This is a genomic window from uncultured Enterovirga sp., assembly GCF_964242715.1.
In the GTDB taxonomy this organism is placed as follows: Bacteria; Pseudomonadota; Alphaproteobacteria; order Rhizobiales; family Beijerinckiaceae; genus Enterovirga.
In genome coordinates, this window is sequence record NZ_CAXTAZ010000001.1 from 221195 (window position 1) to 241420 (window position 20226).

Sequence of the window (20226 nt, forward strand, 5' to 3'; positions counted from 1 at the left end):
TCTCAGCATGCCGAGCCCAATAACCTTGCACACAGAAACAACATGGCCAGGGGAACACTCGAGGCGGGGGTTCGATCGCCACGCGCGTCAGGCGGCCCGGCGCGAACCGTCGCGGTAGGTGCCCTGCGTCGCGACGAAGTCCCTGATGGCCGCACCGAGCCCTGCAGAAAGCGGCGTGCGAGCCTTCCATCCGGCTTCCGCCAGCCGGGACACGTCGAGCAGCTTGCGGGGGGTCCCATCGGGTTTGGAGGTATCGAAGCGGATCTCTCCCCGGTACCCGACAAGGCTCGAGATCAGGCTCGCGAAATCGGCGATCGATACGTCCTCCCCGACGCCGACATTGACGATATCGTGCGCGGTCGGGCGCTCCAGCAGGAACACGCACGCATCGGCGAGATCGTCCACGAACAGGAACTCGCGCCGGGGCGTGCCGGTCCCCCACACGGTGACGTTCGGCGCGCCGGCCTCCTTGGCCTCGTGAAAACGCCGGATCAGCGCGGCCGGCACGTGGCTATGCTCCGGGTGATAATTGTCGCCCGGTCCGTACAGGTTCGTGGGCATGGCCGAGAAGAAGTCGCAGCCATATTGGCGACGATAGGCCTGGCACATCTTGATCCCGGCGATCTTCGCGATCGCGTACCATTCGTTGGTCGGCTCGAGCGGCCCCGTCAGCAGCTCATCCTCCGTCATGGGCTGGTTTGCGAGCTTGGGGTAGATGCAGGATGAGCCGAGAAACAGGAGCCGCTGCACGCCGGCCTCGTGGGCGGCCCGGATGACGCTCTGCTCGATCGCGAGATTGTCCATCAGGAAGTCGACGGGAAAGGACCGGTTCGCCTCGATTCCGCCGACCTTGGCGGCTGCCAGGATGACGATGTCGGGGCGGGTCTCGGAGAAATAGGCCCGGACGGCGGGGCCATCCCGGAGGTCGAGCTGGCCGCGCGACGCCGTCAGCGTGACGCAGGCCTCCGACGCCAGACGGCGAACGAGGGCACTGCCGACCATGCCGTTCTGCCCGGCCACGAACACCCGACGGTCTTTCAGGCCTGCAAGGCCCCGGCCCTCGCTCATCTGCCTCTCCTCGTGATCTCGCGCCCGGACCATAGGCGTTCTAGCCGGTCCGGTCTCGCCGGTCCTTTTGACGCGCGATCAACTGCCGGTCGCCCTCGACCATGTCGAGCACCAACTCGCCGAAGCCCGTCGTGTGCGTCCAGCCCAGCAGGTCGCGCGCTTTGGTCGCGTCGCCGAGCAGCAACTCGACCTCGGTCGGGCGGAAATAGCGGGGATCGATCTCGACCAGGACCTCGCCCGTCTTCTCGTCCGTGCCGGTCTCCGCGACACCCTCGCCCCGCCAGACGATCGTTCGGCCGATGACCGCGAAGGCACGCTCGACGAATTCCCGTACGGAATGCGTCTCGCCCGTCGCCAGCACGTAGTCGCCGGGCTCGGGGTGGCGCACGATCCGCCACATCCCCTCCACGTAGTCCCGGGCATGCCCCCAGTCGCGCTTGGCGTCGAGGTTGCCGAGATAGAGACGGTCCTGCAGCCCGAGCTCGATCGCCGCGACCGCGCGCGTGATCTTTCGGGTGACGAAGGTCTCCCCGCGAATCGGGCTCTCGTGATTGAACAGGATCCCGTTCGATGCGTGGATACCGTAGGCCTCGCGATAATTGACCGTGATCCAGTAGCTGTAGAGCTTCGCCGCCGCGTAGGGGGAACGCGGATAGAAGGGGGTCGTCTCGTTCTGCGGCACGGCCTGGACCAGCCCGTACAGCTCCGATGTCGACGCCTGGTAGAATTTCGTGACCTTGTCCCGCTTCAGGATGCGGATCGCCTCGAGCAGGCGCAGGGCCCCGATCCCGTCGGCATTCGCGGTGTATTCGGGGGTTTCGAAGGAGACCTGGACGTGGCTTTGGGCTGCCAGATTGTAGATCTCGTCCGGCTGCGTCTCCTGGATGATCCTGATCAGGTTCGTGGAATCCGTCATGTCTCCATAATGCATGAAGAAGCGGGTGCCCGGCCGATGAGGGTCCTGGTAGAGGTGGTCGATCCGTTCCGAGTTGAAGCTCGAGGATCGCCGCTTCACGCCGTGGACCAGATAGCCCTTGGCGAGCAGAAGTTCCGACAGATAGGCGCCATCCTGGCCCGTGACGCCCGTGATCAAGGCAACTGGAGGGGCCAAGGAACCTGCCTCAAACTGTAACGATGGCTGCGCCGGGCAGCGGAGGCCTGCCTTACGGCGGCGCCGGCGGAGCCGTCAAATCAGGCTCCAGGTCTGCCCTGCCCTGCAGCGGCGAGAGGCCCGGCTAGACCTTCTGCAGCACGACATACACCTGGGGCAGACCCGTAAGCCTCTCGAATTTCAGCAACCGGTAGCCATCGACCGTCTCCCACCACCCTTTTGGGACCACAGCCTCGCCGTATGTCTCCGCAGGCCTCGATGGGTCGCCGCCGCCGGTCGGCACATACAGATGCTGGCCTTCTGCGGCACGCTCCCACCACTCGACCCTGTCGAATTGGCAGGCATTCAGGGCATCGAGGTACCGTCCTTCAGATCGGTGGCGATCCCAAAGATCGATGTGGGCCATCCGAAGCGTCGTCAGAGCCACGAGCCCATTCGGGTTCAGCGCCTGCCTCGCATGCTCCAAGGCGCCTCGGGCTGCCGCCTCGCTCAGATGCGAGAAGACGGAATAATAGAGAGCCAAGTCAAACAGCCCCCCGTCGACCGGGTAGGCATCGCTCGGGGATATGTGGCGGAAGTCGCCGTCCGGCATGGCGGTTCGGCACATGTCGACAGCCGCGATGTCGACATCGAGGCCGCGAATATTGCGCGCCTCCAGATCACGCAGCATCCACCTGTAGGTTCGGCCCCAGCCGACACCGACATCGACGACCCGTGTGCCGGCATGGATGCCGTTGCCCGTTTCGGCCATGGCGTTTCTGGTCAAATTCCAGAAAAGGGCCGTTTCCTTGAAAGCCTCGACCCCACTCGAACCCACGTATTTGGACTGGACCTCGGCAGGCGGCATCGAGGGCGCCCGTGGATCTCCTCCCGCCAAGGCTTCCGCCCAAGCCTGATCGTCCAAACCCCGAGCCCAATCCATCTGACGTCCGCTGAGATTCCTCAATGGGCGGTTGGTAACAGCAGCCACTGACGGCAACAAGGCTCCGACCGTGACGGCGTGATTGCGGCTTTTGGGGGAAACGATTCGGATTGAGGTCAGCTTCGCAGAACCGAACCTCGAATGGGCCTGGAGGGCGCTATGTACGCTTGGCGGAAGCTGGATGTCGTGGCGAATGGCGCTCCGCTTCGGGGCTATCTGCCACGGGCGGAACAAGCTCCGTCCACGCCGCCGACAAAAGATCCACCAGCACGGACGGCGCGAGGCTGAAGTTATCAGCCGGCGATGGACCATCGTCAACGAACTGATCGTTGGCGGGGTACCAGATCTTTGCCATTCCGGGCCGAACCTTCTCCCAAAAATTCAGCTGAATACGGTGAAAGGCGTTACCATAACAGATGCCGGGCTTGCTTGCGATCCAAGTCGGAAACACAAGACCACTTCCGATGGTTGTCAGGAAGAAGTCACTTCGAAACGCCCAATACACGGTTTCGTGAAATTCGATGCTGGCGGCCGACCCAGCGAGCCCGTCCACGTATTGAACTCCAGGAACATCAGCGGCCGCGATCCGCTTGGCGATCGGTTCACAGTCGAAAAAACCGTCGAAAAAGACAATCATCTCTTTGGCGCAAAGTTCGCGCATCTTGCGTATGCACGCGATGATTCCTTCCTCCTGCTCCTTCCAGCCCCTATTGTGGGCTCGAAGATTCACAAACAAGATGAATTTACCAGCAGATGTCAGCTCCTCTGCGGCCGCATGCCTGGTCGCGTTTCTCTCGACGAACAACTTGTCCGCGGCACGCCGTATCCTGTGTGCGAGACCGTCGTCCATCTTCGTCCCCGTCGGGCGGACGACGAGAAGGTTGTGCTCCAAGGTGTACCCTGCGAGGTCCTCGCCCCGAGCTTCGATCATGGGCGGCATGCCTTCCCGCCCAAAGATGTCCTGCGGAGACATCCAGCGGGTGCGGGGAACGTAGATCCGGTCGACGGCTCCGAGGCTTTCCGAGCGGATCATGCGCTCCAGTCCGGATGTCTCGTGCCAGAAATAATGGCCCATATTGTCGAGAAAGCCGGAAACGAGAGCCAGCTTGTGGTCCCTTCGCCGATATCGGAACAGCTTTTCGGCATTGGCGATGATAAACGAAACGAGCACAGGAACGGCTTGTTCTGGCTGCCACCAGAATGGCGACACCTCGGAGACGAGAATATCGTCTTCGACCAGCCAGATGAACGAGACTTGTCCAGCCCACCCCGTGCTGACGACGACGGGGCGTTCTTCCAGAAACTCGTAGAAGACGGAGACGGCGCCGATCCCCATGACCAGCGGGATCGAGCTCTGGGTCTGGATGGGCCGCCCGGTATAGGGGGAATCGATCGTCAGAAATCCGTGCCGCAAGATCTCTTCTTGGAACTTATTTGGCAGGACCGGATGGCCATCGACGAGGCTTCCTTGCTCCGGGCACGCCCCTGGCGAAGGCTGATTGTTGCGGGCGAACAGAGCCTTTATGGCGGCGGGGTGAGCGCCCACGTGTCGCAGCAAACTTTCGCTGGCGTCCAGGTCCGGGAGAGAGATAACGGTCAGCGCGTTGTCGCGCAGAATGTCTTCCGTCGCGGTGCGCACGTCCATCCAACGCGAGGGTGAGTCAGGCACGAGGTCGGGCCGGAACAACGCGGCAAGCTGCCCGCGAACCCGATCCCGTCGAGTTACATCATCGCGGCCGGCGATGCCGGAAACATGCATGACGCGCGTGATGTCGAAGGGCGTATTGTCCGAGAGAACGCGCAACTCGATGGGACAGGCCCGCGGCACGTAGGCGGATATCCGAATGCCCGTGCACCGCCCCTCCACCTTCTGAGTCGACAGCACGGAGCCATCCCCGAATATCTCGAAGACGACCTGCGGTCGTCGCAGCGTCGTCGGGAACGTCACGTCTATGAGGAAGGTATGCAGCCCCGCATCGACCGGCAGGTATGGCCCGTGGAGTGCAATGCCGGACCGAGCGCCATCGAACCGTATCGAAGTTCCGTCCTCGGAGATCCCGGCTCCCACCAATGGGATGAACCAGGACAACGGGAGTTGTGTGGCCTCCACGGGGGCTCCTGTGTTCGACTTCGGGTGGCTTCGTTGAAGATCACCGAGTTGGACTCCCGGCGGGCGAATGTCAAAATACCCGGAGGCCGGATATGCCGCCGCGCCTTGGCGTGAGTTGTCCTACTCACGAACGACCGCGGGACGCTGCTTCCGACCCACCTTTCGCCGGGTCGGGGCAGTGACACCGGCTGGGCCTTCGGCGCTACGCATGCGGCTGCGATAAGACGTCAATCGAACGACGCCGCCACCCGCCGGAGCCTGGAGCGCCTGGCGAAGCACCGGCCGTCGCGTGTGCTCGAAGCGCCGCCCCTGCCATTAACGTCCCGAATTGAGCAGAACGTTCAGCAGCAACTCCAGCAAAGGTCCGCTCCCCATCAGCCCGAACACGAACAGCCCGACGATGAGGAAGAGCACCAGCATGACGAGGCGCCGGATGAAGCCGAAAAGCGGCGGCGCTGTCGGACGGGGTGGAGCCGAGTCGTAGGAAACGGGCGCGCGGCGTCGCGCCGCTCGCAGGAGTTCGGGCAGCGTCATCCGGCGCGGGCCGGCCGAGGTCGGGATCATGACATGCGGTTCGGGCTCGACGGGCGGCCTTTCGGCCCTCCCCCATGGGCTACGCCCCGCCTTCGGCCGTAGCGTTGGCGGGCTCCGTCGAGGCGGTTCGACCGGCCGCGGCGCCGGCTTCGGGGCCGGAGGATCCCGCCTCGGGGCAGGCGTGGGCGCAGGCCGTGCCGGGGCGGCCTCCCCGAACCGCGCGCCGCATTGCGGGCAGGCGGGAGCGTCTGTCCAGCGGCCAGGATTGTGGTTGGTGCAGAAGTAGCTGACCTGCGCCTCGGAGCAGGCCTCGCACTCGCCGGGCGTTGTCTTGACGGTCCCGCAATTCGGGCAGCGAAGGACGACGCCGCTCATGGAGTGGGCTCCGGGGTCGCCGCATCAGGAACGGCGACCGGCTCGGGATAGACCTCCTCGATGATCGGAGGCGGGATATGCAGGCGATACACCTGCGGCAGGGCGTCTGGGACGATCCGGGCCAGGGTCGGCACCCTTGCATAGGGCCCGAAACTCTCTCGCGGCAGCCGCCGCGACAGCGCAACCGTGGTCAGGATCGGGTGGGCGGGGTCGATCGCGTAGACCGCATAGCGATTCTCGACATGATCGTGCCCCCGCACCAGGCGGTCGACCCGCCGTCCTAGGGAGGTCGAAAGAGCACAGAAGGCGGCGAAATCCTCCCGGCCGAATTGGCTGCCGCGCGAATAGCGGTTGGGCAGCTTCTTGCGGGCGGTCGGATGAGCCCGCGTCCATACGAAGTCGGCAAGACAGGCCGGATCGTTCCAGTCGCCGGTTTCAGTCAGCCGGGCATGCAGATCCGCCAGCGGAAAACCCCCGTGGGCAACGAGAAGCCCGTCCGGGAAGAAGAGGGCCCGGGGCGCGGTGGCGAAGAGACGGACGGCCAGCTTGCCGGCGCGCTGGATCCATTCATGCGCGAGCTGGGCGTTGAGGAGATCGGAGAAGTCCGACGGCGAGACGCCGGCCGCGAAGCGAACGCCGTCGAAGCTCAAGGCTTCGTCATGATTGCCGGCGAGAAGGCAGACGCGTTCCGGCGCGGCGACGATCAGCTCGAAGACACGCAGGAGCAGCTCGAGCCCGTAACCCTCGTCGTCGAACAGGTCGCCGAGAAACACGATCCGGGACTGCTCGCCTCCCTCGATCGCGGCAACATCGCTGATCAGGGCCAGCGCCGCCTCGAGCGCCAGGAGATCGCCGTGCAGGTCGCCGATGATCCAGGTCGGTCCCGCCTCGGCTCCGGCCTTGACCTGGATCGCCCGGTCGCTCGGGTTCGCACGATCGGGATCGAACAGCATTCCGGGCCCGCCGGCCCGGTCGAGGAGAGCCTCCACACCCTCGACGGTGGCCCGCATGCGGGCCCTGATCGCAGGGGGATCGACGCGGGCCCGGATGGCGGCCCAGTCGAGCTCCGTGACGTCCACCACAGGAGGTATCGCCGGGATCGGGACAGGAGCTGGGTCCGGAGGCGCGGCCTCGCACGCTCCGACCAGGATCGCAGCTGCAACCTCGTCCGAAGCAGCAGCCCCGGGCAGGCTGTCGGAAGCTGGCGGTACGGCGTTCTCGGCCGCCGCGGCCGGCAGCTCCGCCGGGGCGTCCGCAGTCGGCTCACCAGAAGGGTCGGGAGAGACGGCAGCGGCTAGGCAAGGGTCGGTATCGGGAGTCGCCGAGAGTGTTCCGGCCTCCTCGGACTCAACCGTGCCGCCCGGCTCAGCGCCCACGGACGGTCAGCGGCAGCTTCGCCACGCCCTTGGCTTGCCGACCGACCGCCAGCACATCGCCCTGACGCAAGGATCGCTGCGCCGTCACGGTCTCGCCGTTGCAGAGCGTTTCGTTGGTGGTGCCCGGCACCGGCGATACCAGCCAGCGCCTCGCGCCGTCGCGCTCGATGACGCACTGGCGCTCGTCCCAGAACTCGGCGTCGGGCCCGAATTGCCGGGCCAGGGCCTTGCCGAACTCCGTCCGGATACCGATCCGCAGGACGCGGCCGTCGGGTCCGGCGAGTTCGATCGCATCCGCCACGATCGGCTCGCGCGCCGGTCCTGCTCCGGCCCGTGCCGGTGCGGGGGCGGCCGCAGGAGCCGCAGGTCTCGGCGCAACCACTGGCCTCGGGCCGCGGCCGCTGAGGATGGCGCGCAACTCGGCCGCGCTCGGGCGGGCGGCCGGGTTCGGCGAGAGGCATTGATGTAGGGCGGCGCTGACCTCGGCATTGCTGGCCGGGGCCGGCATCAGGCCGACGAGCGCCGGCGGCTTAGCGCCATAGGCCATGACGAGCCGCGCATAATCGGATTGGTCGTCGCTCCAATACGGATGCTGGCCGGCGAGGAGCTCGTACAGCATCAGCCCGCAGGTGAAGACGTCCGAGGCGAGCCCCGGCACCGCGCCACGCGAGAGGTGCTCCGGGGAGCGGTAATTGTCGGTGCCGATATAACCCTGATGCCCGTGCCAGGGCGCCCGATGGTCGGCGAGGAGCGAGAAGTCCATGTCGATCAGCTTCAGCTGATAGCCGGACGCGATCGTCGAATCCTGGATCAGGTAGGCGTTGGCGGGCTTCAGGTCGGCATGGACGATCTTCGATTCGTGCAAAGCCGCCATCCCGGCCATGAACACCTTGGCCCAGGTGACGTGACGCGCCCAGATCGTCGGGTCCGAGGTCGGCGCGACCTTCGTCCGGAGATGGATGTCGCGCTCGGCGTCGAGCATGCCCTGCAGATCGGCGCCGTTCTCGACGAATTCATAGACCGAGAAGTAGCTGCGCCCCCCCCAGATCTCCTCGAAAGCGTCGAGCTGGCGAACGGCCATGTTCGCCGCCTTCCAGGTCCGCACGCGATCCTGCAGCTCCTTCTGGTAGGCCACGAAGGCCCGGTACCAGACGACGGTCGGGGCCGGCGACTTGTATTGCTTGAAGAAGACCTTCTGGCCCGACGGCGCCTGCGCGCCGTAGGAGATGGCCATCATGCCGGGGCCGAACACCTTGGTGATGCGGTAGCCCCGGATCTCGTCCCCGGCCTTGAGTTTCTTCGCCACGATGCCTGGCCTAGAGAGCCACGGTTTCGGCCGAGCGGGACACGCTTGCCGCGAGTTGCTTCAACGTGTTCCGGAAATTGGCCGGATCGGAGGTGAATTTCTGCAGCGCCTCCTGCGGGTTTAGGCCTTCGAACTCGACCACTTCCCATTCCGACTTGTCGATCTGGCTCAGCCGGTCGTATCCCTCGAATTGCGGCGCGAACAGGCTGAGGATGATGCGGTTGGCCATCACGACATTCGCCACGTCCTGCAACGAACCGCCCTTTGCCTCGGGAAGGCTCATCGTCTCCTTGAACGATGCGTCCGTGAAGACGATCACGACCCGCGCGGCATCGCTCCGGTAGCGCCACTTGCCGGGCTCAATCGTCTGGGAGCCCTTCGAAGTGGCCTCCATCGAGGCGACCGTGAAGAGCGCGTCGAGAAGGGATTCGGGCTCGTCGCCGCCGCCATTCGCCTCGAGGCCGGCGAGTTGCGCCTTCAGGGCCCCGGCATCGCGCACGAAGGCGTTGTCGACGATCCAGGGCAGCCCCTCCGTCTGGGCGGCCTCGATATCCCGGTAGCCGACCACCTTGGCCCGCCAGTCCCGAACGGGGGCCGCATTGTTCGCGTCCCCTCGGCTCAGGGAGTCGACGAAGGCCTCGATGTTGAGGCGGAGCGCGTCGATGCAGGGCGACATGCTGCCACTCACGTCGACGACGAAAACGATGTCGGCGACGCCCTTCGTCTTCGTGCGGGCTTGGGGAGCAGGAGCGGCTGCCGCGATCCCGGCTTCGCCCTGCTGACCTTCGGGGATGACCGGATCGAGACTGACGGGTGCGACCGCCGCCTCGGACGGTGCAAGCGGGAGATCGGTGGGCGTTCCCGGGTCGGGAGCAGCGGCCGGCGGCACGCCCGCATCGGCCGGGGTGACAGGGCTCGTCGGGGCAGGCACGTTCTCTGCACTTGGCTCCGTGTCGGCCGGCAACACGGTGTCTGTCTTCTCGCTGCCGGTCATTGTCTCCCTCCACAAGAGCGCCCGAACCCGACCGAGCGCCACCCCACTCGCAACAGGCATCTCGGATCGAAGTTCCGCGCGGCACCCGTCTTGCGACAGCTCACGGCATTTGACGGGCCGGCGTCTTCCCGCCACTTCGGAGCACGAACGAGATGAGGTCCGGCCGATGATCGGAGATCCCTATTGGTGGATCGAGGCACCGCTCGAGCCTGGCACTCGACGGGCCGTCGACCCTGCCTGCGATGTCGTGATCGTCGGGGCCGGCTATACCGGGCTGAGTGCCGCGATCACGCTGGCCCGGGCCGGGCGTTCGGTTCAGGTCTTCGACCGCCAGAAGCCGGGCGAAGGCGCGTCCACGCGCAATGGCGGCATCGCGAGCGGCAACCTGCGCCCGAGCCACGCCGACCTGGTCCGGCGTTTCGGCAAGACCCGCGCGCTCGCGATCGAGGCGGAGGCGAAGACGGCCCGCGAGGATCTCGCCCGTTTCATCGCCGACGAAGAGATTGCCTGTGACTTCGTCCTGACCGGCCGGTTCACCGGAGCATCGGCACCGGGCGATTACGAAAGGCTCGCCCGGGAGGCCGAGCATCTCCACCGCACGACCGGCATCGAGGCCCATGCGGTCCCGCGCGCCGAGCAGCGCGCCGTGCTCGGCACGAGCTATTACCACGGCGGGTCGGTCCGGATGGATATCGGCGGGCTGCATCCGGCCAAGTTCCACGCCGGCATGCTGCGGGTCGCGAAGGCGGCCGGCGTCGTCGTGCATGGGGAGACGGCCGTTCTCTCGATCCGGCAAGAGGGCGACGCCTACGTGGTCGAGACCGCTCGCGGCCCCGTCCGGGCCCGCGACGTGATTGCCGGGACCAACGGCTACGGCGACCGCTACGATCGCTGGCTGCGCCGCCGCATGGTCCCGGTCCGAAGCCGCATCATCGCGACCGCGCCGCTCTCCGGCAACCTGATGGGCGAGCTGATGCCGCGCCGCATGATGTGCAGCGAGACCCGCAAGCTGCACTATTACTACCGGCCCTCGCCCGACGGCACCCGCATCCTGTTCGGCGGTCGGGACGGCACGATCTCGGGCGACCCGGCCTGGCCGACGGAGAGCCTCCGGAAGGCGATGGTCGATGTGTTCCCCGAACTCGACGGCGTCGAGATCACGCATTCCTGGTTCGGACATGTCGCGATGAACCGTGACATGATTCCGCGCGTGTTCTCGCGAGCCGGGATGCGCTACGCGGCCGGCTATTGTGGCTCGGGCGTGGTCTGGGCGCGCTGGGCCGGCCAGAAGGCCGCCCTCCAGCTGCTCGGTCGCGACGAGGGGAAATCGGCGCTCGACTTCCGTCCGCCGCCTGCCGTGCCGTTCTTCAACGGGACCGCCTGGTTCATGCCGGCCGTCTTTGCCTGGCTCACCTTGCAGGATCGCCTCGCCGCGCGCCGCGGCCGAAGCTGAGCGACATGTCGTCGGCCAAAGGGACCTTCCTGTCGTCGCGTGAGGCAGCTCTCGAAATGTGCCGATGCCTCGGATGGATTACGGGGCCGGGCCGTGCCGCCGCAGGCTATTGCATCTGCGCGCCCGAGATCTGGACGAGCTTGGCCCATTTCACGAGTTCGGCCTCGATGAAGGCCCGGAACTCGTCCGGCGTGTTTCCGACGGGCTCAGATCCCTGCTGAGCGAGCTTCGCCTTCAGGTCCTCGGACCGGAGCGCCGCGACCACCTCCTTGTTCAACCTCTCGATGATCGCGGGCGGCGTGCGGGCCGGGGCCAGCAGGCCGTTCCAGAGCGCGACCTCGTAGCCAGGGAGGCGCTCGCCGATCGCTGGCGCGCTCGGCAGCAGGGGCGAGCGCTTGGCGGTCGTGATGCCGAGCGCCTTCAGCTTCCCGTCCTCTACGAATTGCAGCACCTCGACCAAGGGCGCGAACAGGACCTGGATCTGTCCGGACAGGAGATCCGTCACGGCCGGGGCGCCGCCCCGATACGGCGCATGGGTCATCCGCACGCCGGCCAGCGACTTGAACAATTCGGCCGAGAGGTGCTGCGACGAGCCGTTGCCGGCCGAGCCGTAGGTCAGCTTGTCCGGGTTCGCCTTCGCGTAGGCGATCAATTCCTCGACCGTCGCGGCCGGCACCGCGGGGTTCACGACCAGCAGGTTCGGGATGAAGGCGGTTAGCGTGATCGGCGCGAAGTCCCTCTGGACGTTGAAGGGAAGGCTCTTGTAGAGGCTCGGATTTGTGGCGTGGGTGGTGCTCGTCGTGAGCAGCAGCGTGTAGCCGTCTGGCTCGACCTTCGCGACCGCGTCCGCGCCGATATTGCCGCCCGCCCCGCCACGGTTCTCGACGACCACCTGCTGACCGAGGCGTTCGGACAGGGCCTGCGCGATCAAGCGCGCCGTCACATCGGTCGAACCGCCGGCCGCGAAACCCACGATCATCTTGACCGGACGGTTCGGCCAGGCCTGGGCCGCCGCTATGGTCGCGAACGGGAGGCAAGCCACGCCCAACGCGGCCACAGAGAGAGCGGCGCGCGCGAGCGCGGACCGGAGGAAGGTTGATCGGCGCATGGTTGTCCTCCCTCGCCCGCCGGCCTCTCGTGGGCCGGCTTCAGGCGTCAGCGTTCAGTTGTACAAGGCCGCCTCGCCGAGGACGGAGCGGCGGAAACGGGTGGCCAGGATCACGCCGTCGGCCGGCGGCAGCACGAAGGGCAAGGCCTCCGGATCGATCTTGACGGTCGCGAAAACCGGGCCCGCACCTTCGTAGACCTCCCGGCGCAGCCCGGCCACGTCCTCCGGATTGCGTATGGTGAGGCAGGTCGGGATGGCGCAGGCCTTCGCGACGCCGGTGAGGTCGACCCCCGCGGCCGTGTGCGTCTTCTGCATCCCGGTCTCGCCGTAGCGCTCGTTGTCGAGCACCACGATGGCGAGGTTCGCGGGCCGCTGGACGCCGACGGTCGCGAGCGCGCCCAGGCTCATCAACATCTCGCCGTCGCCCGCGAAGACAAGGATCCGGCGGCTCGGCTGGGCGAGCGCGAGGCCGAGCCCCATCGTCACGGACGCGGCCATCGCGCCCCAGAGCGGGAAGTTGTTCGGGTGATCGCCCGAAGCCGAGATGTCCCAGTTCGGCGCCCCGAGGCTGGCGATCACGAGGAGGTCCCCGCGGTCGCGCAGGAGCTCGTCGACGACGGCCCGGCGATGGAGGAGGTTCGCGGGCGACATCATTTCTGGGTCATCTCCTTGAAGTTCTTGGCCCCGAGCGCGTTCTGGCCGATCAGGACGGCGACCGGGCGCCAGGTGTTGAAGGCCAGGTGAGCACCGCCCGAGACGGCCCGGGCGATCCCGTCCGGCTCGTCGGCCCTGCGCACGATCACGCCCATGGCTTCGAGCGCCGGCTGCGTGCCCTGGCCCATGGGCACCTGCCAGGGGTTGAACTCGCCCCATTCGCCCCGCATCGTGACGATCATCAGCAGCGGCATCCGACAGGTCTGCGGCAGGGACAGCATGTTGATGCAATTGCCGACGCCCGAGGACTGTATCAGCAGCACGCCCTTCTGACCGCCCAGCCACGCGCCGGCCAGCATGGCGACGCCTTCCTCCTCCGTCGTGAGCGAAACGACCTGGATGTCGTTGTCGGCCTCGAAGGCTCGGATGAGACGGCTGTGCCCCGCATCGGGTACGATCGCGACCTGCTGGATTCCGGCATCCTTGAGGACCCGGTAGACCTCGTCCGGCCAAGTCGGCGACGAACCTGCCATGTTGCCTGCTGTCACGCGTTGCTCCCCGTTCATGGGAGGTCTGCCCGTGCCCCGGCCGTCAGTCAACCAGACAATCTCGCGAATGCCCTTTTAGTTGCTCGCCTGATGAGGCCCCGCTGCCCTGACCAAGTTGTCCCAGAGCGGTCAACGCCCGCTCACCACTCTTGGAGTTGCGGGCGATGTTCTGGAGCGAGGTCTGGTCGCTGGTGGGGAGGCTCTTTCGCTGCCCGGATGATCAACGGCACAGCGAGCAGGATCCCCGTGACCAATGCGCTGATCGCCAGCATGTTCAGGGGCTTCACGTCCACGTGGGCCTCCAGCTCGAAATGCGGGCCAGCCCGAACTCGCAGGGAGGCTCCCCGCCTATGCTCAATCGCCATGCGGGTTCCTCTTGCGTTCCGCGCGTGTTCAGGCCCGTCTTCGGCCTCGTACTTACCAAGGCTCCCGGCGACAGTCCAAGCGGTGGGAGCCACGGCGGCCGACGTTGTCGCCCTCCGCTGGTACGGGCTGCCGTAGCGCTACACGCCATGTTGATCTCGACCCCGCCTCCTTTGCTGCCCGGGTCGGCAGGTGATCGGGACGTGGTCTCAGGCCGTCTCGTCGAGCGCGACCGCGTCTCGCTTCCTGCGCAAAGCCGGCAATAGCGGAAAGACGAGAAGAGCCGCGGCGAAGGCGAGGCACACGGCCGAGATCGGGCGGGCCACGAAGGTCGTCAGGTCGCCTTGGGAGAGAATGAGGGCCTTGCGCAGGTTGTTCTCCAGCATTGGGCCGAGCACGAAGGCGAGGACCAGGGGAGCCGGCTCGTAGCCAGTCTTTCGCATCAGATAGCCCAGGATCCCGAACGCGATCATGACATAGACGTCGAAAACGTTGTTGCTGGAACAGTACACGCCGACGATGCTGAACAGCACGATGAGCGGGAACAGCACGTTGTAGGGGACCCGCAGCAACTGCGCCCACATGCCGACGAGCGGCAGGTTCAAGACGACGAGCATGACGTTGCCGATATACATGCTCACGATGATCGCCCAGAACAGGGTCGGGTTCTGGGTCATCATCAACGGGCCGGGCTGCAGGCCGTGGATCACGAAGGCGCCCAGCAGCAGGGCCATGACGACATTGGGCGGAATGCCGAGCGTCAGGAGCGGAATGAAGGCCCCGCCGGCCGCCGCGTTGTTTGCCGCCTCGGGACCGGCCACGCCCTCGATGGCCCCGCGCCCGAAACGCTCCGGATGCCGGGAGAGGCGCTTCTCGAGCGCGTAGGACGCGAAGGAGGCGATGATGGCGCCGCCGCCCGGCAGGATACCCAGGACGAAGCCGAGGAGGGTGCCTCGCGCGATCGGGCCGGCGCTCGCCCCCCAATCCTGCCTGCTCGGCCACAGTTGCGTGATCTTCGCCTGGACCACGTCGCGGATGATGGGCCGCTCGAGATTGTGCAGCACCTCCGCGAGGCCGAAGAGCCCCATCACGACCGGCACCAGGCCGATGCCGTCGTAGAGCTCGATGCGGTCGAAGGTGAGACGCGGCTGCGCCGTGATCGAGTCCAGCCCGATGAGCCCGAGCACCGCGCCGACGCAGGCCATCAGCAGGGCCTTCGCCATCGAGCCCTGCGTAAGGAAGGTCAGGATCGTGACGCCCAGCACCATGAGGCTGAAATATTCCGCCGGCCCGAAGGCGACCGCCCAGATCGCGAGCGTCGGCGCGACGAGCATCAGCGCAACGATCGCGAACGTGCCGGCCACGAAGGAGCCCAGTGCCGCGATGCCGAGCGCCGGACCCGCGCGCCCCTGCTTCGCCATCTGATGCCCGTCGAGGCATGTGACGACGGAGGCTGCCTCACCCGGAATGTTGACGAGGATCGACGTCGTCGAGCCCCCGTACATCGAGCCGTAGTAGATGCCGGCCATCATGATGATGCCGGCTTCCGGGGTGCCGGCCAGCGTGATCGGCAGAAGCAGCGACATGGCCGAGACCGGGCCGATGCCGGGGAGCACGCCGACCAGCGTGCCGATGAACACGCCCAGGAAGCAGGACAGGAGGTTGATGGGCTGGAGGGCGACCCCGAAGCCCTGGGCGACGTTGGCGAGGACGTCCAAGGCCGCCCGTCAGCCGATGTCGAAGCGGCCGCCGGGCAGCTGGATCAGCAGCAGCCGCTTCAGCACCCACCAAATTCCGACCGTCCCGACGACGGCGACCGGTATGGCCGTCCGCCACGGCACCGGGTCGACGCCCCGCAGCAGCACCAGGAGCAGCGGGATCGTGGCGACCAGAAAACCGAGCGTGTCGAGGAGAGCGGCATAGACGGCAAGACTCGCCACCATCAACACCACGTTGCCCCAGCGGACGCCGGCCCATAGCGACGCCACGCTCGGGCCCACCTCCCGGACGGCCTTCCACAGGATCGCGAGCGACAAGCCGCACATCATGAGCCCGGCCCAGAGCAGCAGGAAGCCGCTGCCCGGCGCCGCGATCGTGCCCGCGCCGAGGTCCCGGCCCGCCCATACGACGAAGACGCTGACCGAAAGCCAGAGCAGCGACGCCCAGAACTCCGCACTCTTCAGGAGCGAGGGTCGGTCCGGGGCCACGTTCGCGGGCTCAGTTCGTCTTCGCGAGGCCGAGATCCGTGATGATCTTGCGCTCCCCCTCGATCGTCTCGCCGACGAACGCCCTGTAATCCGCCGTGCTCTTGTAGTTCACGACCATGTCGTATTTGGCGAGCGTGTCCTGGACCGCCGGCTCGTCGATCGCCTTCTTGAAGGCGTCGTGCAGCTTGGCCACCACTTTGGGGTCCATGCCTTTCGGCCCGGCGATGCCGAAGGGCGAATCGAAGACGAAGGGATAGCCGAGTTCCTTCAGGGTCGGCGCGTTCGGATAGTTCTTCGAGCGCTCGGCCGTCCAGATCATGAGGAGGCGAAGCTTGCCGGCTTCGACGAGCGGCTTCCACCCGCTCGAATCGGCCTGCAGCGTGGTGTGCCCGCCCAGGACCGCGGCATTCGTCTCCGCGCCACCCTTGAAGGGAACGTGCGTGAGCTTGATGCCCGCCTTCGCGGCAACCTGCTCCATGCCGACATGCAGCGACGTGCCGGCGCCGGGCGTCGCGTAGGTGACCTTGCCGGGATTCTGCTTCGCGAAGTCGACCACGTCGCTCCACGCCTTGAACGGCGAGTCGGCATTCGCCGTCACGCCGAACGTGTAGCCCGTGAGGTGGACGATGTAGGTGAAGTCCCGTTGGGCATCCCAGGTCGTCTTCTGCATCAGGGGAAGGCGGAAGACCGTGATGGGGATTTGCGCGATGGTGTAGCCGTCGGGCTTGGCCCCGACCGCCATGGTGGCCGGGCCGACCGTGCCCCCGCCGCCCGCCTTGTTGTCGACCACGATCGGCTGGCCGATATGCTTGCTCGCGGCGTCCGCGATCGCCCGCATGCTGATGTCGGTGGATCCGCCTGCCGGCCACGGCACGATCAGCGTGATGGGCTTGACCGGGTAGTCCTGCGCGAGCGCCTGCGCGGCGACGCCCGCGATGACGACGGCCAGAACGTATCGAGCGAGCCCGTTCAAACCGAGCATCTCATCTCTCCGACGTTTCCCCGACCGGATCGTGTCACACCTCGCCCGATCACGGCAAGGATCCTGTCGGGACGAGTCGGCCACGCCTCGAGCGGAAGTTCGGGCTGTTTCGGAACTCGCAGCCATTGCCCGATACGGCAATCCGCTACGGGATCTTCCCAGCCAGGCCGGGACGGACGCCGGCACCTTGCCGAACAGCAGACATCGATGCTCTGAAAGCTTCTCGGCCGGTCGAACTAAGCCACGCGCGCGGCGAGGACGTCCTGGGTCGTGGGGAGCTGCTGCGAAAACCGAAGCACCAGGTCCGTCGTCGCCATGAAGTCCTGGGGGCGTCCGAACAGGTATCCCTGGCCGAGGATGCAGCCCAGTTTCTCAAGCTGTGCTGACTGGCCTTCATGCTCGACGCCCTCGGCCACGATCCGGATCCCGAGGCCGCGCGCGATGTCGATCAGGCCCTTGACGATCACCTGCCCGGCATCACCCTCGCTGAGGCGACCGATGAAGCTCTTGTCGACCTTGATGATGTCGACCGGAAATGTGAGCAGGTGCGTCAGGGAGGCGTAGCCCGTCCCGAAATCGTCAAGCGCAACGAGCAGTCCGTCGGCCCGCAATCGCTCGATGGTATGCGCGATTTTCCGGTCACCCTCATCCATGTAGACGGATTCGGTGACCTCCAGGATCACATGCTTCAGAGGCACGCGATGTCGGGAGAAGGCTGCTGAAACGCGTTCGTAGAGATCCCTGTCCTGGAAGTCTGCCGTCGTGACGTTCACGCCGACATGCTGGACCGGAATGCCTCGATCCAGCCAGGAGCGGATATCGTAGGCGACCCTGTTCAGCATCTGCGCGGTCACAAGCTTTCCGATCGAGAGGTCCTGCATGGCCTCCACGAACTCCGCCGCCTCTACGATGCGTCCTTCCGAGGTTCGAAGGCGGCAGAGAGCTTCAAGGCCGATGATCTCGCGCGTGTCGAGCCTCACGATAGGCTTATAGAACGGCTCCAGACGATACGCAGCGAGCGCATTGGTCACCCGCCGCATGGTGCTAAAACGGCGCGCGATCGTGCTCGACAGCGTCTCATCGTAGAGGACGAAACTCCCCCTCGCCCCTTCCTTCGCGTGATAGAGGGCAAAATCCGCCTGCTGCTGCAATGTCCGCAGGTCGCCGGGCGCGACGAGACGGGACACTGCCCCGCCGCAGGTCACGGTCGCGGCGATGACACGATTGTTCGATCGGACCGGTTTCTTCGTTGAGGCGAGAATTCCGGCTGCGATCCGGGCAGGCTCGCCATCGTTTCCGATGGCCAGAACGGCAAATTCGTCACCTCCGATCCGGAAGGCTTGTCCGGACCGCGCATTCTTGGCGATGCGTCCGGCAAGCTCGCGGATGAGATCGTCCCCGACAGCATGACCCAGTGTGTCGTTCACGCGTTTGAGATGATCCAGGTCGATCAGAACGAGCCCGATGCCCTCGTCTCCGGTCAGACGCACATCCTCCAGGGCTTTGTTGAAGCTGGCCCTGTTGCGCAATCCCGTGAGCGCATCGAAATAGGCGAGGCGATGGTTCGCGGCTCGGACCTCCTCGCGTTCGAGCATGACCGAGCAGAGGTCCACGCAAGCCGCGACGATGATTTCCTCTTCCTCTGTCGGCCCTCGACATTCCTTGAAATAGAAGGCGAAAGTTCCAAGAACCCGGCCCTCGCTATGCAGGATAGGGCTCGACCAGCACGCTTTGATACCGAGGGGCTCGACCAGCCCCTTGAACTCGGCCCAAAGCGGATCGGACATGATGTCGACGACCGTCACCGGCTTCGCCCGGTATGCGGCCGTGCCGCAGGAGCCGACAGCCGGCCCGATCGGGACGCCTTCCAGGGCCGCCGAGTAATGCGCCGGCAGGCTTGGACCCGCGAGAGGGTGAAGCAACCCAGATGCGTCCACAGTCAGTATCGAACACTGGGCACCGGTTCCGAAACGCTCGGCCTCGCAGCAAATGGACTCCGCCGTCTCGTTGACGGAGCAGCCCCGAGCGATCTTTTCCAGAATGTTTTGTTGAAAGCGCTGCAACATGTAACCGCCCGAGCATCACGAAAAATGCTAGTCGGCCAGAGTTTACGGTCCAATAATCTGATGCCTGCCGTTTTCGGCAATCCTCATCTTGCACCCTCGGGCGATTGCATCTCCTCCTCGATCCAGCCCGCGAGACGTCTTACATCGGAGCGGTTCCTTACGTGAGGCGCGATCCACAGATTGAGTTCGTGCGGCCCGGCCACGAAGCCGAAAGGTGCAAGGAGATGTCCACGACGGATCTCGCTCTCGACGAGGATCTGAGGGGCGATGGCGACCCCTAGGCCGCAGGCGGCAGCCTGGATCTGAAGATAGAAATGTTCGTAGGTTTCCTGCGGGACGAGCGGCAGGCCCTGCCAGCCGCTCGCATCCATCCATTCCCGCCACGCCGATGATCGGGTCGCAATGCCGAGCAGGCGCGCGCTTGCGAGATGGGCCGGCGTCGCAAGCCCCGTGCGGGCCGCATAGTCCGGGTGGCAGACAGGGCCGACATACTCCCGCAGGAGCGGTCGGATGATCACCTCCTGCGGCGCCTTGAACATGGTGGAGCGGATCGCGAGGCTGACCTCGTCGCGCAGGAAGTCGACCTGCCCATAATTGACGTTCAGGCGGAGTTCGACGTCGGGATGAAGGCGCTTGAATGCTCCCAGGCGCGGGATGAGCCACAGCATGCTGATCGTCGCGGAGCATGAGAGCGTCAATTGCGCAGGGGAGAGGGCGGAGACGCCTTGCTGCATGACGCCGAACGCCTCGCGGAGCGCCGACGCCAACTGACCGCCCTGCGCCGTCGGCTCGACGGACTTCGAGAGCCGCTTGAGCAGCGACACGCCGAACTCTCTTTCGAGGCTGCGGACATGTCGGCTGATCGCGCCGTGCGTGACGCCGAGTTCGACCGCGGCTCCCGACATGCTGTTCAGTCGGGCCGCCGCCTCGAAGGCACGCAGGGCGTTGAGGGGCAGTCGCGAGGTCGCCATGCCGGCACCGGGTCAAATTGGTGTGAGTAAAGCTTACACCATACTGCATCGAATTGGGATGTCGCGCGCAACCGTCCC

Annotated in this window: 17 protein-coding genes; 1 reads left to right on the forward strand and 16 read right to left on the reverse strand. The window is 66.0% G+C overall.

Annotated features, from left to right (window positions below; all coding sequences use genetic code 11):
- Positions 1 to 87: 87 nt before the first annotated feature.
- The 8 genes from ACFE87_RS01065 to ACFE87_RS01100 form a co-directional block, all read right to left on the reverse strand.
- Positions 88 to 1068, reverse strand: a complete 981-nt coding sequence (locus ACFE87_RS01065; protein ID WP_375457736.1) for a GDP-L-fucose synthase family protein — start codon at positions 1066 to 1068, stop codon at positions 88 to 90.
- Positions 1069 to 1108: 40 nt separating this feature from the next.
- Entirely contained in the window at positions 1109 to 2179 is a 1071-nt protein-coding gene (gmd, locus tag ACFE87_RS01070) for a GDP-mannose 4,6-dehydratase (protein WP_375457737.1), read from the reverse strand.
- A gap of 124 nt (positions 2180 to 2303) precedes the next feature.
- The gene (locus ACFE87_RS01075; protein ID WP_375457738.1) at positions 2304 to 3026 is read right to left on the reverse strand and encodes a class I SAM-dependent methyltransferase; all 723 of its coding nucleotides are present in this window, start codon (positions 3024 to 3026) and stop codon (positions 2304 to 2306) included.
- 232 nt (positions 3027 to 3258) lie between these two features.
- Positions 3259 to 5211: a hypothetical protein gene (locus tag ACFE87_RS01080; RefSeq protein WP_375457739.1), complete on the reverse strand. Its 1953-nt coding sequence runs from the start codon at positions 5209 to 5211 to the stop codon at positions 3259 to 3261.
- A gap of 315 nt (positions 5212 to 5526) precedes the next feature.
- Complete coding sequence (locus ACFE87_RS01085; RefSeq protein ID WP_375457740.1) at positions 5527 to 5775, reverse strand: hypothetical protein; 249 nt, start codon at positions 5773 to 5775, stop codon at positions 5527 to 5529.
- 341 nt (positions 5776 to 6116) lie between these two features.
- A complete protein-coding gene (locus tag ACFE87_RS01090) occupies positions 6117 to 7202 on the reverse strand; it encodes a metallophosphoesterase (protein WP_375457741.1) in 1086 nt (361 codons plus the stop codon).
- Positions 7203 to 7485: 283 nt separating this feature from the next.
- Positions 7486 to 8802: a protein kinase gene (locus tag ACFE87_RS01095; protein WP_375457742.1), complete on the reverse strand. Its 1317-nt coding sequence runs from the start codon at positions 8800 to 8802 to the stop codon at positions 7486 to 7488.
- A 10-nt stretch (positions 8803 to 8812) separates the two neighbouring features.
- Positions 8813 to 9796 (reverse strand): hypothetical protein, encoded by a 984-nt coding sequence (locus ACFE87_RS01100; protein ID WP_375457743.1) that lies wholly within the window; start codon positions 9794 to 9796, stop codon positions 8813 to 8815.
- 166 nt (positions 9797 to 9962) lie between these two features.
- Between ACFE87_RS01100 and ACFE87_RS01105 the strand changes: the two genes are divergently transcribed.
- A complete protein-coding gene (locus tag ACFE87_RS01105; RefSeq protein WP_375457744.1) occupies positions 9963 to 11249 on the forward strand; it encodes an NAD(P)/FAD-dependent oxidoreductase in 1287 nt (428 codons plus the stop codon).
- A 106-nt stretch (positions 11250 to 11355) separates the two neighbouring features.
- Here the strand turns inward: ACFE87_RS01105 and ACFE87_RS01110 are convergent, their stop codons facing one another.
- From ACFE87_RS01110 to ACFE87_RS01145, 8 genes are all read right to left on the reverse strand, one after another.
- Positions 11356 to 12357: a Bug family tripartite tricarboxylate transporter substrate binding protein gene (locus ACFE87_RS01110; protein ID WP_375457745.1), complete on the reverse strand. Its 1002-nt coding sequence runs from the start codon at positions 12355 to 12357 to the stop codon at positions 11356 to 11358.
- A gap of 54 nt (positions 12358 to 12411) precedes the next feature.
- The gene (locus ACFE87_RS01115) at positions 12412 to 13008 is read right to left on the reverse strand and encodes a thiamine pyrophosphate-dependent enzyme (RefSeq protein ID WP_375457822.1); all 597 of its coding nucleotides are present in this window, start codon (positions 13006 to 13008) and stop codon (positions 12412 to 12414) included.
- A complete protein-coding gene (locus ACFE87_RS01120; RefSeq protein ID WP_375457823.1) occupies positions 13008 to 13544 on the reverse strand; it encodes a thiamine pyrophosphate-binding protein in 537 nt (178 codons plus the stop codon). Before ACFE87_RS01120 ends, ACFE87_RS01115 begins: the two co-directional genes overlap by 1 nt.
- A 587-nt stretch (positions 13545 to 14131) precedes the next feature.
- Entirely contained in the window at positions 14132 to 15640 is a 1509-nt protein-coding gene (locus ACFE87_RS01125; RefSeq protein ID WP_375457746.1) for a tripartite tricarboxylate transporter permease, read from the reverse strand.
- Positions 15641 to 15649: 9 nt separating this feature from the next.
- Positions 15650 to 16129: a tripartite tricarboxylate transporter TctB family protein gene (locus ACFE87_RS01130; protein ID WP_375457747.1), complete on the reverse strand. Its 480-nt coding sequence runs from the start codon at positions 16127 to 16129 to the stop codon at positions 15650 to 15652.
- A 10-nt stretch (positions 16130 to 16139) separates the two neighbouring features.
- A complete protein-coding gene (locus ACFE87_RS01135; protein ID WP_375457748.1) occupies positions 16140 to 17111 on the reverse strand; it encodes a tripartite tricarboxylate transporter substrate binding protein in 972 nt (323 codons plus the stop codon).
- 236 nt (positions 17112 to 17347) lie between these two features.
- Positions 17348 to 19177, reverse strand: a complete 1830-nt coding sequence (locus ACFE87_RS01140) for an EAL domain-containing protein (protein WP_375457749.1) — start codon at positions 19175 to 19177, stop codon at positions 17348 to 17350.
- Between the two features lie 83 nt (positions 19178 to 19260).
- Positions 19261 to 20148 carry a LysR substrate-binding domain-containing protein gene (locus tag ACFE87_RS01145; protein WP_375457750.1) on the reverse strand — a complete coding sequence of 296 codons (888 nt, stop codon included), beginning with the start codon at positions 20146 to 20148 and terminating at the stop codon, positions 19261 to 19263.
- Between the last annotated feature and the right edge of the window lie 78 nt (positions 20149 to 20226).

Excerpts from the sequence above, each read along its gene's own strand:
- ACFE87_RS01075 (WP_375457738.1), bottom strand. The coding sequence starts at position 3,026 with ATGCCGCCTGCCGAGGTCCAGTCCAAATACGTGGGTTCGAGTGGGGTC.
- ACFE87_RS01065 (WP_375457736.1), bottom strand. The coding sequence starts at position 1,068 with ATGAGCGAGGGCCGGGGCCTTGCAGGCCTGAAAGACCGTCGGGTGTTC.
- ACFE87_RS01140 (WP_375457749.1), bottom strand. The coding sequence starts at position 19,177 with ATGTTGCAGCGCTTTCAACAAAACATTCTGGAAAAGATCGCTCGGGGC.
- ACFE87_RS01110 (WP_375457745.1), bottom strand. The coding sequence starts at position 12,357 with ATGCGCCGATCAACCTTCCTCCGGTCCGCGCTCGCGCGCGCCGCTCTC.
- ACFE87_RS01115 (WP_375457822.1), bottom strand. The coding sequence starts at position 13,008 with ATGTCGCCCGCGAACCTCCTCCATCGCCGGGCCGTCGTCGACGAGCTC.
- ACFE87_RS01135 (WP_375457748.1), bottom strand. The coding sequence starts at position 17,111 with ATGCTCGGTTTGAACGGGCTCGCTCGATACGTTCTGGCCGTCGTCATC.
- ACFE87_RS01120 (WP_375457823.1), bottom strand. The coding sequence starts at position 13,544 with ATGGCAGGTTCGTCGCCGACTTGGCCGGACGAGGTCTACCGGGTCCTC.
- ACFE87_RS01100 (WP_375457743.1), bottom strand. The coding sequence starts at position 9,796 with ATGACCGGCAGCGAGAAGACAGACACCGTGTTGCCGGCCGACACGGAG.
- ACFE87_RS01085 (WP_375457740.1), bottom strand. The coding sequence starts at position 5,775 with ATGATCCCGACCTCGGCCGGCCCGCGCCGGATGACGCTGCCCGAACTC.
- ACFE87_RS01145 (WP_375457750.1), bottom strand. The coding sequence starts at position 20,148 with ATGGCGACCTCGCGACTGCCCCTCAACGCCCTGCGTGCCTTCGAGGCG.
- ACFE87_RS01105 (WP_375457744.1), top strand. The coding sequence starts at position 9,963 with ATGATCGGAGATCCCTATTGGTGGATCGAGGCACCGCTCGAGCCTGGC.